The following is a 15,470-nucleotide window of genomic DNA, read 5'->3' on the forward strand; positions in this document are numbered from 1 at the left end:
GGCATGACGATGACGCGCGTGATCACCCAGCAGACCATCGGCGGCTCCGACGTCCTGGAACTTGCCGAGACACCCACTCCCTCCCCGGGCCCCGGCGAGGTGCTCGTGGGCGTACGGGCCACCGGTATGAACCCCGCGGACTGGAAGGTCCGCATCGGCAAGGTGGACTTCTTCGGCCCTCCGCCGTTCGTCCTCGGCCACGAGTTCAGCGGCACGGTGGAGGGCGTCGGCGAGGGCGTGACTCGCTTCGCGACGGGCGAGGAGGTCTACGGCTGGACCGTCCCGCCGCAGGGCAGTCATGCCGACCACGTGGTGGTGACCGAAGACCGCATCGCGCCCAAGCCGCGCACTCTCGACCACGTCGGCTCCGCCGCCTTGCCGATCTCCGGCTTCACCGCCTACCAGGCCCTGATCACCCTCTCCGACGTACAGCCGGGACAGCGGGTGTTGATCCACGGCGCGGCCGGCGGCGTCGGCCACCTCGCCGTACAGATCGCCAAGGCCCGCGGCGCGTACGTCATCGGCACCGCCCGCGCCGCCAAGCACGAATACCTGCGCGGACTCGGCGCCGACGAGGTGATCGACTACACGGCCCGGGACTTCTCGACCCTGCGCGACATCGACGCCGTGCTCGACACCGTCAGCAACGACTACGGCCCGCGTTCCCTGCCCACCCTCAAGCCGGGGGGCATCCTGGTCGACGTCGTCGGCGTCGGCGTGGACCGCACCGCGGTCATGGCCCGCGCTGCCGAACTCGGCGTGCGGTTCGTGGAGTTCTTCCTGGAACCCACCCCCGCCGTACTGACCGCCTTCGCCGAGCTCGTCGACGCACACGGCATACGACCCACGATCTCCGAGACCCTCCCGCTCACCGAGGCCGCGAAGGCCCACGAGCTGAGCGAAACCGGACGGGTCCAGGGCAAGATCGTGCTCGTACCCTAGGGACTGTGCGGGACGGACGTCCGCGCTGCTTGGCCTCGTACTCGTGTTGATCCGGCGCTGGGGCGAGGTGATCCTCCGGACGACCGGGGGCGGTGCCCGGGCCATCCCGATCCACGGTGGTTCAGGGCCTCTCGTCGGGGCGGTGAGGTGCGGTGCCGGGCGGCGCGGGTCGGTCGGGTTCCGGAAGAGACGGCCTGGTCCAGAGAAGCTGACAGTCCAGGCCGCGCCTCAGGTGAGACCTTGAGGCTCGCCGGCCGTCGGGTCGGCGTTCGGGGACCAGCCGGCGCACCTTCAGGAAGTCGACATGCCTCGCCGGACACCGGGCGAGATCAGGTCTCAGCTGCCACTTCGGGACACAAGGCACGCCAGACGGACCGTCATACCGGGTCTGTCCGCATCGGCGAACCGACAGATCTTCCAGTCCGAACGCGAGCGCGGCCTGTCCAGAGGTGACGTCGCGCTCGCATTCCGACCCTGGACTCTGCGGGCCGGCCGCCCCCGTGATGCTGAAGAGTGGCACCACGGATATCCAGACGTCCCGGCCGGGCGTATCCGGACACTGCCGGAAGTGGCGGCATGGAACCTGCGGGGGCGGGCGCGACGAGAGCTGCGAGCCGCGCTGGCCCCTGTCGACGCACGCGTCCTCAACCGGACGGTGAACGACCCTTTCGCCCCAGAGCACCTGCACCGGTGGCACCGCCGCATCGAAATCTGAGGCAGCCAGAACGCGTCTGGCCCCGCCGCATCTCGTCTGCCCCCTCGCGGTGAGCGGTTTGCCGAAGCGGCGCGGGCTCAGCCCGGTGAACGGGGCCGTCCAGACACCTCAGGGTCCGCACTCGTCAAGCTGCGCTCTTCAGTCCACTGTGTAGCCTGCCGATCTGTTCGAACGGGATGAGGGTGGGACGTGGAGAAGCTGGTGGAGGAGGCCGTCGTGGAGGCACTTCGTGACGGGGGCGGCGAGGCGATCCGCCTGTATGTCGCCGCCTGTGCCGAACGCATGGCGCCACTGTTCACGGGCCTGAGGGCCGGCGAGCCGGGGCGGGAAGCCGACCTGGACTTTTATGCGGAGTGCGTCCGCGATCTCTGGCATGCCGACCGGCCGCTCGCCGGCGCAGCCGAGGGCGTGCGCCGGCTGGAGCGCTTTCCGGAACTTCGGCCGAACGAGGAGGGGATCACCGATGTCGCCGACACCTACGCCTTCTTCGCTGCCCTCTGCCTCCGTCATGCCCTGCTTTCCCACGGCTCGGGAAACGCTGACGACGCAGTGTCCTGCGGCCACGCGGCGCTCACCGCGATGGGCATGCTCGACCAGAACGTGCCAGGAGCCCGCTTCCTGGCCGAGGAGCAACGGCTCCAGTCTCTTTCGCTGAGCGGTGACGCCACAGGTCTGTGGGACGCGAGCTTCGCTGCAGGGCGGGAGAGGTTTCGTGCCGTGTCGGGCCGCTTGCCCCGCTGATCGACGTATCCGGACGCCGGTGCCGCGGAGAACAACTCCTCGGCGTGCTCGGGGCCGTTCACGTCCCGGTGCCGGCCCCACCGGGGCGGAGGAAGCGGTGTGCGGGTTCGGCCTGAGCCGTGACCACCGCGGGCAGGCGATCACACCACCCGGAAACCGCGGCCGGGAGCGTTGCCCGGCAGAGCCGAACAGGGGGAACACGACCGCCACGGGCACTCGTCCGACCGCGTCACCGTCGGACACGCTCTCGCCGACCACGAACGCCGGAAGCAACTGATGCGCCGGACCCACCGCCGCGACCGCCTGCCCGACACCTGCCGCGCCCTCGCCGGCCCGGTCTTCCGACCGCACCGTCACTGCCTGAGAACAGGCCATGGCCAGGTAGACACGCCCCACCCGCTGTCACGCGCCAACTCGTGAGCGTGGTCTACGCCTCCAGGTCCTCGGCGTTGACCACGGCCCATCCCCAGAAGTCCGCAGTGTCGCCGTCAGGCTTGTCCTCACGGGCCAGTGCGTCCCGAAGCCTCGACACCGGCTTCACCACGCCGGCGAAACGCTCGGGGCGCTCCTCCGCCAGCGTGCGGAACAGCTGGACCGCCTCGGCGGCGGCGTGCCGGGCGTGCGGGAGATCCTGCTGGGCCTGGTGCCGGGTCCAGCTCATGGCAGCCAGTGCCGTGGCGAGGCTCGCCTCGTACGCGGCCGGACACTCCGCCGCGACCCGTCGGAGGACGCCGACAGCTTCCTCCGTGACGGCGAGGGCCTCGTCCGGCCGTCCTGCCGTCACAAGCCACATGCCCAGATTCGACAACGCACGGCCGAGGCTCGCCTCGTACGCGGCCGGACACTCCGCCGCGACCCGTCGGAGGACGCCGACAGCTTCCTCCGTGACGGCGAGGGCCTCGTCCGGCCGTCCTGCCGTCACAAGCCACATGCCCAGATTCGACAACGCACGGCCGAGGCTCGCCTCGTACGCGGCCGGGCACCCCGCCGCAACCCGCCGGAGAACCGTGACGGCGCTCTCGGCTGCCATCAGGGCCTGTGTGCGGTCGCCCGTGGCCGCGAGCCGACTGCCGAGGTTCGACAGCACCGTGGCGTGGTCGGGGTCATGCGTGGCGGGGTTGTCCGCCGCGAGCAGCCCCTGGATCTCCACGGCCTCCCGGGTGGCGGCCAGGGCGCTGTCCCAGTGCCCGTGTTCCGCATGACGGTTGCCCAGGCTGGTCAGCGCGTGGCCGAGCACCGCACGGAACGTGACCGACCCGCCGTCCGCCAGGCGGCGCAGGACGGCCGTCGCCTCCTCGGCAACCACGAGCGCGTCGTTCCGGCGTCCGGCGTTGGCGAGCTGGACGCCGAGTGCGGACAGGGATTGCCCGAGGTCGGACTCGAAGGCCGCAGGGTTGGCCTTCGCCAGCCGTCGCTGGACGGACAGGGCGTCCTCGGTACGGGCCCGCGCGTCCTCCCATCTGCCGACGGCCGCCAGATGGCGGCCGAGGTTCGTCAGTGAGGAGGCGAGAAGGTGTTCGAAGGCGGCGGGACTCGCGTCGGCGAGGCGGCGGCGGATCTCCAGTGCGTCTTCCTCGGCCGCCAGCGCGTCCGCAGGCCGTCCGGCGCCGGCCAGCAGCAGGCCGAGCGTGGACAACGAGGCGGCGAGATCGGGCTCGTGGGCGGCGGGAAGGGCGGCCGCCAGCCGGCGGCGGGTGTCCACCGCGTCCTCGGCGACGGTGACCGCCTCCTCCAGCCGGCCCGTCAGCGTCAGGTACAGGCCGAGATTGGTGAGCGCGCCCGCGAGGGCGGGCTCGTGGGCGCCCGGCTCGTGGGCGGCGGGGTCGTCCTGGGCCGTCTTCCGGTAGAGGGCGACGGCCTCCTCGGTCATGGAGAGCGCTTCGTCCCAGCGTCCCGACGCTGACAGGTAGGCACCCAGGTTGTTCAGGCAGAACGCGTGCAGGTGGCTGAAGGCGGCCGGGCTGCGGGACGCGAGGCGGCGGGAGACGGTGACGGTCTCGACCGCCACGGCAAGCGCCTCGTCGCGGCGCCCCATCCCCGCGAACGCGACGCCGAGGTTCGTCAGGGCCATGACGAGGCTGGGCTCGTGGGCTTCGGGACTGCCCTGCGCGAGTCGGCGCCGCAGGTCCACTGCCTCCTGGGAGGCGGTGAGCGCCTCCTCCCGCCGGCCCATGTCCGAGTGGAGCTTGCCGAGGTTGGCCAGTACACGCGCGAGGGCGGGCGTGTGGGCCTCCGGAAACTCGGAGGCCAGGCGGCGGCAGATGCCGGCCGCCTCCTCCGTCACGGCAAGCGCGTCGTCGGCGCGCCCCACACCCGCCAGAGAGGCACCGAGATTCGTCAGGCCCAGCACGAGCGCGGGCTCGTGGGCCGTTGGATTGCTCCGTACGAGCCGGCGCCGCACGGCCACCGCCTCCTGGGCGACGGTGACGGCCTCCTCGCGGTGGCCGGCGTCCGCATGGAACTTGCCGAGGTTGGTGAGCACGCCTGCGAGCAGGGGATCGTGGGCATCCGGAAGCTCCGAGGCCAGGCGGCGACAGATACCGGCCGCCTCCTCCGTCACGGTGAACGCGTCACCGACGCGTCCCACCCCCGACAGCTGGTTGCCGAGGTTGAGCAGCGACATGGCGAGATCCGGCTCATAGGCTGCGGGGTGCTCCCCGGCGAGCAGACGCCGTATGTCCACGGCCTCCTCGGTGGCGGCGAGGGCCTTTTCCTCCCGTCCCATCTCCGACAGCAGGACACCGAGGTTGTTCAGCGCGCAGGCCAGATCGGCCGGGTCGACGGCGGAACCGGCCTTCGCCGGACGGCGCCTGATGTCCACGGCCTCCTCGGTGGCGGCGAGGGCCTCCTCCCACCGTCCCAGCCCGGACAGCCGGTTGCCGAGGTTGGTGAGTGAGGTGGCGAGGTCGGGTCCGTGAGCGGCGGCGTCCTCCTCCGCCAGACGGCGCCTGATGTCCACCGCTTCCTCTGTGACGGCGAGAGCCTCCTCCCACCGTCCCGTCTCCGACAGCAGGGCACCGAGGTTGTTCAGGGTGAGGGCCAGGTCGGCGGTGTGTGCATCAGGGTTGTGCGCTGCCAGCCGACGTCGGATCTCCGTCGCCTGCCGCCCTGTGGCCAGGGCGTCCTCGTGCCGGCCCAGCGCCGAGAGGGTTCTGCCGAGGTTGGTGAGTGAGGCGGCGAGATCCGGCTCGTGGGCGGCGGGTTCCGAGTCCGCCAGCCGACGGTGGGTCCGGACGGCATCCTCGGCGGCGGACAGGGCGTCGTCGCGGCGCCCGAGGGCCAGGAGACGGAGGCCGAGGTTGTTCAGGGCACGGGCGAGGCCCGGCCCGTGGGCGGTCTCGTCGGCCGCTGCCAGCCGCCGGAGGACACGTACCGCCTCCTCGGTCGCGGACAGGGCGTCCTCGTGCCGTCCCAGCTCGGAGAGGTGGATGCTGAGGTTGGCGAGTGCGTTCGCCAGTTCGAGCTCGTGGGCGGCCTCGTTGGCTGCCGCAAGCTGACGATAGAGGGCAACCGACTCCTCTCCGGCCGCCAGTGCCTCCTTCCGCCGCCCCACGTCCGTCAGTTGGCATCCGTAGTTGGCCAGTGCCCGCGCGAGGTCGGGCTCGAAGGTCGCCCGGTAGTTCGTGCACAGCTCGCGGTAGGCGGTGACCGCGCTCTCGGTCACGGTCACCGCCGCACGTCGCTGCCCCATGTCGGACAGCCGGAGCCCGAGGTTGGACCGGGAGTCCGCGAGTTCGGCGCCGAAAGCGGCCGGGTTCTCCCTCGCCAGCAGCTCACGGATGCCCGTCGCCTCCCGCTCCGCCTCCAGGGCGTCCGCGAGGCGGCCGATGCCCGACAGGCGGTTGCCGAGGTTGGACAGGGACCGCGCGAGGTCGGACCGGTACATGGCCTGGTTCGCCTCGACCAGCCTCCGCTTGACCGTGACGGCCTCCGCCGTGACCGCCAGGGCGTCATACGGGCGCCCCGCGTCGGACAGGTGGTTGCCGAGGTTGTTGAGCGAGCCGGCCAGATCGGGATCGTGGGCGGCGGGGTTCGTCTCCGCCAGCCGACGGTGGATGCGTACCGCCTCCTCCGTGGCGGCGAGGGCTTCGTCCCGCCGGCCGAGGTCGGACAGGAAGTTGCCGTGGTTGACGAGGCAGAGCGCCAGACCGGGGTCGGGGACCCCGGGGTTGGCCTCCGCGAGGCGGCGGCGGATCACGAGTGCCTCCGCGACACGGGCGGCGGCCTTCTCGCGCTCGCCCATGTCCGACAGATGGGACGCGAGGTTCGACAGGGCGGTGGCGAGGTCGGCCTCGTGGTCCGGGGCGTTCTCCTCGGCCAGGCGGCGGTAGAGGCAGACCGCCTGCTCGGCGAATTCACGTGCCTGCTTCCGCTCCCCGGCCGCCGAGAGGTGGTTGCCGAGGTTGGCGAGGGCGCGAGCGTACTCGGGTTCGTGCACCGGATCGTCGGCGGCCAGGCCACGCCAGGCTTCCAGGGCCTTCCGGCCGGCCGCGACGGCCTTGCCCGGCAGGCCGGCGTTGTGGAAGCGCCGCGCCTGGTGGTGGTGGTCGCGGGCGTGGACGAGCGGGTCGTCGGTCGTGGCCAGCCGATGGCAGGCCAGGCGTTCGACGACGGCGGCGATACCGAGGTCGAGGTTGGTGTCCCGGTCGGGGAGCAGCGACTCGATGCCCTCAAGTACCGCGAGGTCGAGTGTTTTCAGCTCCGAGAGGGTCACCAGTGTGGCGCTCGTCGCGTGCAGAGCCAGCTCGGGATGCTCCCTGAGCAGGGGGTACAGCTGGCCGGTGGCCACGTGGGGCCAGCGGCGCGCGGTCTCCGTGAGGACGGTCAGGGTGTGCTGTGTCCACGGTGCGGGAGTGTCCGTTCCGCTGCGGCCGAGGATGAGACGCCGGACCGCGCGGTGGGCCCAGTCGTCGACCACGGCACCGGGTACGGGGTGGGAACTGTCGTGACTCGCCGGCGTGGTGAGTCCGAGGAAGTCTTCGGCGAGGCGGTCGGGGTACAGCGGTTCCAGTACCTGGCCGACAAGCGACGGATAGCACTTGAGGTGGTCGTCCAGGATGGTGTTCGCGTCGCCGTCCCGGTCCGCCAGCCTGGCCCGGTGCAGGGCGTCCCACCCGTGCGGATCGCGTACCTGGCGGTGCGTCAGCGTCGCGACCAGCACTGCGCGGCCCATCACCTCGGGGGTGGAGGACACCAGCGCCTCGGAGCTCCTGCGCAGCTCGGCCCACTGGGCTCGTTCACGCTTGAGCAGGAACGCGCTCGCCTCCGCAGGGTTGGCCGGCGCCCGGTCACCGCGCTGACGGGCCGCGACCGATGCCAGCGCGGTCATGTGAAGGGTGAGGATCTGGGCGTAGTCGTCGTCGGCCGCGATGTCCGCGGGCGCCTCGACCAGCGCGGCCTCCTCGTCGGCCAGTCCGAGGTGCCGGGCGAAGCAGTCACGGGCCTGCCCGAACAACGCCTCCCGCTCGTCCGGGACCTCGGCGAGGGGCGGCAGCCCCCGCGCGTCGACGGCGGTCGGCGATTCGGTCCGGTCGTCCAGTCTGTCGGTGATCCAGGTCTCCAGGCTCTCCCACCAGACGCCGACCGGACGCGAGAGCAGCAGGACCCGCACGGGCACGTCGTCGGGCCGGGTGAGGACCTCGGCGAGGAGTTCTTCCAGATGCGACTTGGGCCAGCGCTCGGCGTAGTCGACCACGAGCAGCAGACCGGTGCCGATCGTGGCGGGGCCGTTGACCTCGCCGGTGGAGCCGGACGCGTTGGTGACCGCCTGCCGGACCGTCCAGCCCTCCGCACGGGTCAGGTCGGCGAAGTGTGTCGCGAGCCGGGTCTTGCCCTGGCCGCCGGGGCCGCTCACAAGCCGGACCGCGCCCTTCCGGTCCATGTCACGCCAGTCGGCCAGCTGGGCGAGGTCCGCGTGACGGCCGGTGAAGGGCACCACCTGGTGCGCGGCACGCAGCAGCCGGGAGGGCTGCTCCAGCGCACGGCGGCCATCGAGCGGCAGCTGTGCGGTGGGGAGGTCCTCGATGCGGTATGCGGGCTTCCACTGATAGACGAACTGGACATTCTGGGTTGCGAAGGGCCCGTTCTGGACGGCGGTCGGGCCGTTGAAGGTGTTGCCGTGCACGCCACCGCCCGTCGTGCCGGTCCGGGAACGGGTCATGCCTGAGGGCCGAAGCGGACGTCCTGATGGCCGCGGTAGCCGACCTGCACGGCGGTCGGGCCGTTGAAGGTGTTGCCCGACACCAGCCCGCCCCCACCGGAAGCCGGCGGCGCGGCCTGGTCCAGCAACTGCTCCAGCTCACCGGCGGCCCGGACGCGCTCCTCGTCGTCCATGCCTTCCAGCAGGGCTTCGATGCGGGTCTGCCACACGGCCTCCTGCCGTCCCCTGACCCGCTCGCCGGTGCCGGTGTCGGCGGCAGCGAGATCGGCCGCACTGCGGTCCAGCCGTTCCAGCTCACCGCGCTCGCGCTCCGCGTCGCCGCGGCCGAACCATCCCGCCAGTCGGCTGCGCAGCCCTTCCCACGCATCGCTTCCCGCCGCCTGCACCACCGCGGCACCCCCCGCTGCGGCCAGTGCCGTCAACGCCTCAGGCAGCATCTCGTCCCCCCGTTGTCGCTCATCGCATGCCGGTAGGTCTGAGACGGTAGCGCCCTGCCGGCGCGTACACAGCGCCTTTGCCCGATATACGCTCAGTGACAGCTGCCCGGTTCCCGTCCGCCGCCGCGCTCGTCCACCCGGGCGCTCCGGTTCTACGCAGGCGGCACGTCAGCTCGGCTCGGCCTCCGGACACTTGCGGGAATCACCCACAGCCGCACGGTGTCGGCATGACTGCCGGTGGCCGGGACAGTGCCGTCGAGGGAAAACGCCACCGCCCGCACCGCTCCCTCGTGGCCGGTGAGGGTCTCGCCAAGAGGCCGGCGCGTTTCCAGGTCCCACAGCCGAGCTGTCCCGTCGGCGCCGCTGGTGGCGAGGAGGGTTCCGTCGGGGAGAACGCCATCGACGTGTGCCGCCGCCCAGGCCGTGCGCCGTCAGGCTGAGTGGAAGTAGTGCCCCTGGCCGAGGTCGTCGAGGAGGTTCGCCCGGGCCGGCTCCCATCCCGTCAGCTCACGGGAGAGTGTGCTGGAGGCGGGCTGGTCGGCGGCGAGGACGGGAGCCAGCCAGCCGAAGTGCTCGCCCGCGTCCTCGGGTGCGACGGCGGCCGTCGGTACGTTCAGATGGCGGCCGATGACCTCTGCGATGTCGCGCAGTGCCACGCCCTCGTCCGCGACGGCGTGCAGAGTCGTCCCCGCCGGGGCCTTTTCCAGTGCGAGGCGGAACATGCGCGCGGAATCCAGGCGGTGAACGGCGGGCCAGCGGTTGGTGCCGTCGCCGTAGTACCCGGCCACGCCCTTGTCGCGGGCGGTGCCGACCAGGTGCGCGACGAAGCCCTTGTCCCCGTCGCCGTGGTTGGTGCGGGGCAGGCGTACGACCGATGAGCGCACCCCTTCACCGGCGAGGGCGCGCACGTACTCGGCGGTGGCCATCCGGGTCACCGCTCCGGCGGCCTCCGGCGGGACGGCATCGATCGGCGGCACGTCGTGCCCGTCGTTCTCGGTCGCCGTACGGCCCGCTGCGACAGGGGTCCCGGAGGTGAGGACGAACGCCTTGCCCGTGCCCGTCAGCGCCTGCGCCATGGCCTCGACGGACGCGCGGTCCATGTCGGCGGCTCCCTTGAAGTCCCCGCCCTGGAAAGCGAGTCCGTGATCGAAGGCCAGATGGATCACACCGTCCGCCGCCGCAGCGGCGGCGCGCAGGACATCGAGGTCCTCGAGGCCGCCGCGGACCACCTCGAGCCCGGCTGCGGTGAGGGCGTCGGCGGAAGCGTCCGAACGGGCGAGGCCGACGACCTGGTGGCCGCCGTCGATCAGGTCGGGCACGACGGCGGAGCCGATCCAGCCGGACGCACCGGTGACGAAAACACGCATGAAAAGAACCTCCTCGTACGCACCGCCGGTCATGGGCCGCCGCCGATGGCGGCACCTGCAGCGATGTCAGTCACTGTCATCAGAGTAGCATCTGATGACAGTGACTGACATCGAGTACGATCACAGGCATGGCCAGATGGGAACCGAACGCGCGCGGACGCCTGGAGCAGGCGGCACTGGAGCTCTACAGCGAGCGCGGCTTCGACGCGACGACCGTCAAGGAGATCGCGCAGCGAGCGGGACTCACCGAGCGCACGTTCTTCCGCCACTTCGCCGACAAGCGCGAGGTCCTGTTCCCCGCGAACGCGCTCCAGGAGGCCGTCGTCGCCGCCCTCACCGACGTGCCGGACGACACGGCCCCGCTCGACGCCGTGTCGGCAGCCCTCCAGTCCACCGCAGAGGGGTTCCAGGAACGCAGAGACACCGTCCGGCGCCGCCAGGCCGTCATCACCGCGCACGCCGAACTCCAGGAACGCGAGCTGATCAAGCTCGCGTCCGTCGCCGCGGCTCTCGCCGACGCCCTGCGCCTGCGCGGCGTCGCGGAGCCGCACGCGAGCCTCGCCGCCGAAGCGGGGGTCGCCGTCTTCAAGACCGCGTTCCAGCGCTGGGTCGACGAGTCCGGCCCGGCGGACCTCCCTCAGTTCGTCAGGGACACCTTCGAGGCACTCGGAACCATGGTCCCGGGCAGGTGAACTTGTGGGCCGAGGGGCGGATTCACCAGGCTGCCGTACGTGTCACTTTCCGGCCTGCTGCCAGACGGAGGTGAGCGCCGTGACGGGGTCGGTGTGGGGCGGCGCCGCGGGCCACCATTCGCCGTTGTCGTGGAGGCCGGGGTACCAGCGGGCGTCGGGGCCCAGACGGAGCTGGATGCCGTGGTCGGGGAGGGTGAGGCGGTTGCGCCAGGCCCGGAGGGAGACAGGGGCGGCGGTCATGTCGGCGAGGGCCGCGGTCAGGGCGGTACGGGCGGCCGCCATCACGGCCGGGTCAGGGGTGTGCGGCTGTTCGGCGACGGTGAGGCCGACGGGGCCGCCGTGACGCCAGGCGCGGGTGAGGCGGGCGAACGCGGCCGGTTTGATGCCGGTGTTCTGGATCAGGTGGTGGAACCACTCAGGTCCGGGGCCGCTTGCGGCGATGCGTACGGCGTCCTGGTGCCGGGTCAGGTGCAGGCCGGTGGTGTCGCCGGCCAGGAGCCGCGCGGCGCGTGCGGCGGTGTCGGTCATGAGGCGTTCCAGGTCCGTGGTGGACAGACCGGTGCCGGAGGGCGGGGCGAGGGGCAGCGCGGCTGTGTGGGCGGCCGGGGCGGGAGGCTCGGGCAGCTGGGGGGTGTGCTCGGCCCAGCGGGCGTACGCGGCGGCGGCCGGGACGCCCGTGGGGACCGGCAGGGCGGCGGTCTCCTGCTTCGCCGTACGGCGTACGCGCAGCTCGGTGAGGACCTCCTCCCGGTTGCGGCCGCGCAGCGCGAAGAGCACGAACGGGTCGGCGTCGATGGTGACGGCGATGGCATAGCAGAGCGCGGCGGCGTGCTTGCAGGGGTGCCCCCAGTCGGGGCATGAGCACTCGGGATCGAGTTCGGTGGGCCGGGGGAGGAGGGGGACGCCCGCCCGGCGGGCGTCGTCGACGAGTTCGGCGGGCATCTCGCCGTCGAGGAGCGCGGCGAGATGCCCGGTGCGGGCCACGACGGTGTCGAACAGGGTGTCCCACTCGGCGTCGGCGAGGACGGGCAGATGGACCGAGGAGCGGTACGGGCGCGGTCGGCTGCCCTGGACGGCGGCTGTGACCCGGCCCGGGGCGATGGTGATCGGGCCGACCATGCCCTTGCGGGCGTAGGTGCGTCCGCGGGACAGACGCCCGGCGTCCAGAGCGGAGTCCTCCAGAGCGGTGACCCATGCCTGGCCCCACCAGGTGGCGGCGAAGGCGTGCTTGCCGCGTGCGGGTGCGCGGCGCGGGCCGGGGACCGAGGGGCTCAAGGCTGCCTCCCCAGGGCGACGAGTTCGGCGAGATCGGCGTCGGACAGTTCGGTCAGGGCGGCCTCGCCGGAGCCGACGACGGCATCGGCGAGCATGCGCTTGGATTCCAGCAGCTTGGCCACCTTGTCCTCCACGGTCCCCTCCGTGAGGAGTTTGTGGACCTGCACGGGCTTGTCCTGCCCGATGCGGTGGGCGCGGTCGGTGGCCTGGTCCTCGACGGCCGGGTTCCACCAGCGGTCGTAGTGCACGACGTGAGCGGCGCGGGTGAGGTTGAGCCCGGTGCCCGCCGCCTTCAACGACAGCAGGAAAACCGGCACTTCACCACGTTGGAAGCGTTCCACCATGTCCTCGCGCCGGGCGGCGGGGATGCCGCCGTGGAGGAAGAGGGTGGGGACGCCGCGTTCGGCGAGATGTTTCTCCAGGAGGGCCGCCATCTGCTTGTACTGGGTGAAGACCAGCACCGATTCGCCCTCGGAGGTGATGGTGTCGATGAGTTCGTCGAGCAGGTCGAGCTTTCCGGAGCGACCGGCGAGCGGCGTGGACTGGCGCAGATACTGGGCGGGGTGGTTGCAGATCTGCTTCAGAGCGGTGAGCAGTTTCAGCACGAGACCACGCCGGGCGATGCCCTCGGACTTCTCGATCTTCGCCATGGTCTCGCGGACCACCGCCTCGTACAGACTGCTCTGCTCGACCGTCAGCGGGACGACGCGGTCGGTCTCGGTCTTGGGCGGCAGTTCGGGAGCGATGCCCGGATCGGACTTCTTGCGGCGCAACAGGAAGGGACGCACGAGACGGGACAGGCGCTCGGCGGCCTCGGGGTCCGCTCCCGCCTCGACGGCGCGGGCGTACCGGTCGCGGAAGGCGGACAGGGAGCCGAGGAGCCCGGGGGTGGTCCAGTCGAGGAGCGCCCACAGTTCGGAGAGGTTGTTCTCCACCGGGGTGCCGGTCAGCGCGACGCGGGCGCGGGCGGGCAGGGCGCGCAGCTCGCGGGCGGTGACGGCGTAGGGGTTCTTGACGTGCTGGGCCTCGTCGGCGGCGATCAGCGACCAGGCGGTTTCGGCGAGGACGTCACGGTCGCGCCGCAGGACCCCGTAGGTGACCAGGACGATCTCGTCGCCGGTCAGGTCCTTGAGGTGGCGGTCGCCGCCGTGGTAGCGGCGCACGGGGACGGTCGGAGTGAACCTGGCCGCCTCGCGCTGCCAGTTGCCGAGCAGAGAGGTGGGGCAGACCACCAGGGTGGGGCCCGCGGTGGCGGGATCGGTCTGACGGTGCAGATGCAGGGCGAGCAGGGTGATGGTCTTGCCCAGGCCCATGTCGTCGGCGAGGCAGCCGCCGAGGCCGAGCTCGCACATCTCGGTCAGCCAGGCGAGGCCCCGCTTCTGGTAGGCGCGCAAGGTGGCCCTGAGAGCGGCGGGCTGTGCGGCGGGGACGCGGGACTCGGGATCGCGGACACGGGCGACCAGATCGCCGAGCGCGCCGACCGCCTCGCAGGCGAACGTCTCCCCGTCCCTGTCCACCTCGCCGGTCAGCGCGGCGCCCAGGGCCTCCATGGGGGTGAGCGGTTCCATCCGGCGGCGCTTCGCGCGGGCCACCAGCTTGGGGTCGGCGACCACCCACTGGTCGCGCAGCCGGACCAGAGGACGCCGTGCCTCGGCGAGGGCGTCCATCTCGGCTTCGGTGAGCGGCTCGCCGCCGAGCGAGACCTGCCAGCGGAAGCCGAGGAGGGCATCGGTGTCGAGGAGGCCGCCCACGCTGGAGCCGGGGGCGGTGCGCTGTCCGAGCTCCGCGGTCGCGGTGAGCGCTTTGACCAGTTCGCGCGGCCAGTGCACGTCGATGCCGGCCGAGCGCAGCGCCTCGGTGGCGTCGCCCAGCAGGTCGAGGGCTTCGTCATCGGTCAGCCGGAGCTGCTCAGGAGCGGTGTCCGCCAGCAGTCGCCGGAGCGGGGGCCAGGCGCGGGCGCCGCGGCGCAGTGCGAGCAGCGTCTCGGTCTCGGTACGCGGGCCCAGCAGCCGCTCCACCTCGCCGGGCTCGCTCCACAACCGACCGGCCTCCACGACGAGCGCCGGATCCGCCGCGGTGTGCAGTTGCAGGACGGCCCGGAACTGCCGGCGCCGCCCCTCGGGCACGTCGACGCGCAGCGAGACGCCGACCTCGGCGGTCGACGCGGCGGCGGTCTCCTCGGCCCACTCGCGCAGCACAGGCACGGCACGCGTCTCGCGCCAGGCGTACGGCAGCGCTCCCACGGCGAGCGGCGCTGCGGGAGTGCGGACCAGGTCGTCGGCGACCGCGTCGCAGAACCGGCGTACCAAGGCTGCCGGTTCGGCCATGCGTACGGGCGGCGGCCCCGGCTCCGGCAGGCAGTGGGCGTGGGGCGGGAAGGCACCGGCGAGGGCGCCCAGCGTCTGCCGCTGGGCGGCGGTGAAGGGGCCCGCCAGCCAGGTGTCGTGACCGGCGGGGGTGAGGGCCGGGTGGAGGCGGCCGTCGGCGAGCATCCGCAGTGCGAACCGGGTGGCCGCCTTCCAGGCAGCGGCGGACGGGTGCGACGGCTGCGCCCCGGCCAGGGCGGACACGGCAACCGCGACAGGCAGCGCGTAGCCGTCGACCTTGCGCCGTCTGACCGAGCGGCCGTGCGGCAGCACCAGCTCCACGGAGCCGGTCTCCACACCCGCCGGCAGGGCACCGTCCCCGGCGACCGCCCCGGCGGGCTGCCAGAGCAGGAGCCGTCCGAGCCGGGCGGGCTCCCCGGGCAGGAACACCGCGGCCCAGCCCCCGTCGAGAAGCTCCCGCGCCCAGGCGGACGCCTCGGCGTCGGCAAGCGGCGGTGCGCCCAGGGCGCCCGTGTGCGGTTCTCGTACGACGATCCGTGCCACTCTTTGCCGCTCCATCGCCAACCGGTGGTCCTCACAGGCCCCTGCCACTACCGGACTTCACCACGTACTGTCACCCACCGGCAAGCTCAGGCCGTGCCTTCACCGACGGGGGCGGAACTTCTGCCGCAGGCAAGGGCAGCCGGGTGACGGCACGCCCGCGACAGGCGTCGTCGCCGGGGAGGGTGCCTCGGGCTGCGCCATCGGCGACGGATCGTCGGCCGGGCCGGGTCGGGGCCGCCGACGGCAACGCCGCAATGGAGAGCTTCTTCCG

9 protein-coding genes and 1 pseudogene are annotated in these 15,470 nt (G+C 72.4%); 3 read left to right on the top strand and 7 right to left on the bottom strand.

The window, feature by feature from the left end; all coding sequences use genetic code 11:
* Window positions 1-3: 3 nt before the first annotated feature.
* Entirely contained in the window at window positions 4-942 is a 939-nt protein-coding gene (locus ACIQGV_RS10900) for an NADP-dependent oxidoreductase (RefSeq protein WP_402493121.1), read from the top strand.
* A gap of 904 nt (window positions 943-1,846) precedes the next feature.
* A complete protein-coding gene (locus ACIQGV_RS10905; RefSeq protein WP_402493122.1) occupies window positions 1,847-2,398 on the top strand; it encodes a hypothetical protein in 552 nt (183 codons plus the stop codon).
* Window positions 2,399-2,825: 427 nt separating this feature from the next.
* On the opposite strand, the gene ACIQGV_RS10910 is transcribed toward ACIQGV_RS10905, so the two are convergent.
* From ACIQGV_RS10910 to ACIQGV_RS10930, 5 genes and pseudogenes are all read right to left on the bottom strand, one after another.
* Window positions 2,826-8,558, bottom strand: a complete 5,733-nt coding sequence (locus ACIQGV_RS10910) for a tetratricopeptide repeat protein (RefSeq protein WP_402493124.1) — start codon at window positions 8,556-8,558, stop codon at window positions 2,826-2,828.
* Window positions 8,555-8,995, bottom strand: a complete 441-nt coding sequence (locus ACIQGV_RS10915; RefSeq protein ID WP_402493126.1) for a hypothetical protein — start codon at window positions 8,993-8,995, stop codon at window positions 8,555-8,557. The genes ACIQGV_RS10910 and ACIQGV_RS10915 overlap by 4 nt, the downstream gene beginning before the upstream one ends.
* Before the next feature lie 152 nt (window positions 8,996-9,147).
* Window positions 9,148-9,336, bottom strand: a complete 189-nt coding sequence (locus ACIQGV_RS10920; RefSeq protein WP_402493207.1) for a hypothetical protein — start codon at window positions 9,334-9,336, stop codon at window positions 9,148-9,150.
* Window positions 9,334-9,390 (bottom strand): annotated as a pseudogene (locus tag ACIQGV_RS10925) (hypothetical protein); the annotation flags it as partial. The gene ACIQGV_RS10920 and the pseudogene ACIQGV_RS10925, both read right to left, overlap by 3 nt.
* A 36-nt stretch (window positions 9,391-9,426) precedes the next feature.
* Entirely contained in the window at window positions 9,427-10,362 is a 936-nt protein-coding gene (locus ACIQGV_RS10930) for an SDR family oxidoreductase (protein WP_402493127.1), read from the bottom strand.
* 128 nt (window positions 10,363-10,490) lie between these two features.
* Here ACIQGV_RS10930 and ACIQGV_RS10935 point away from each other — a divergent pair, with 128 nt between their 5' ends.
* Window positions 10,491-11,054, top strand: coding sequence for a TetR family transcriptional regulator (locus tag ACIQGV_RS10935; RefSeq protein WP_402493128.1), 564 nt, complete (start codon window positions 10,491-10,493; stop codon window positions 11,052-11,054).
* A gap of 42 nt (window positions 11,055-11,096) precedes the next feature.
* Here ACIQGV_RS10935 and ACIQGV_RS10940 read toward each other — a convergent pair whose 3' ends face one another.
* On the bottom strand, window positions 11,097-12,329 hold the full coding sequence (locus tag ACIQGV_RS10940) for an SWIM zinc finger family protein (protein ID WP_402493129.1): 1,233 nt from the start codon (window positions 12,327-12,329) through the stop codon (window positions 11,097-11,099).
* The gene (locus ACIQGV_RS10945; protein ID WP_402493130.1) at window positions 12,326-15,199 is read right to left on the bottom strand and encodes a DEAD/DEAH box helicase; all 2,874 of its coding nucleotides are present in this window, start codon (window positions 15,197-15,199) and stop codon (window positions 12,326-12,328) included. Before ACIQGV_RS10945 ends, ACIQGV_RS10940 begins: the two co-directional genes overlap by 4 nt.
* Window positions 15,200-15,470: the final 271 nt, after the last annotated feature.

This window comes from Streptomyces sp. NPDC093094, from assembly GCF_044754345.1.
Taxonomy (GTDB): Bacteria; Actinomycetota; Actinomycetes; order Streptomycetales; family Streptomycetaceae; genus Streptomyces.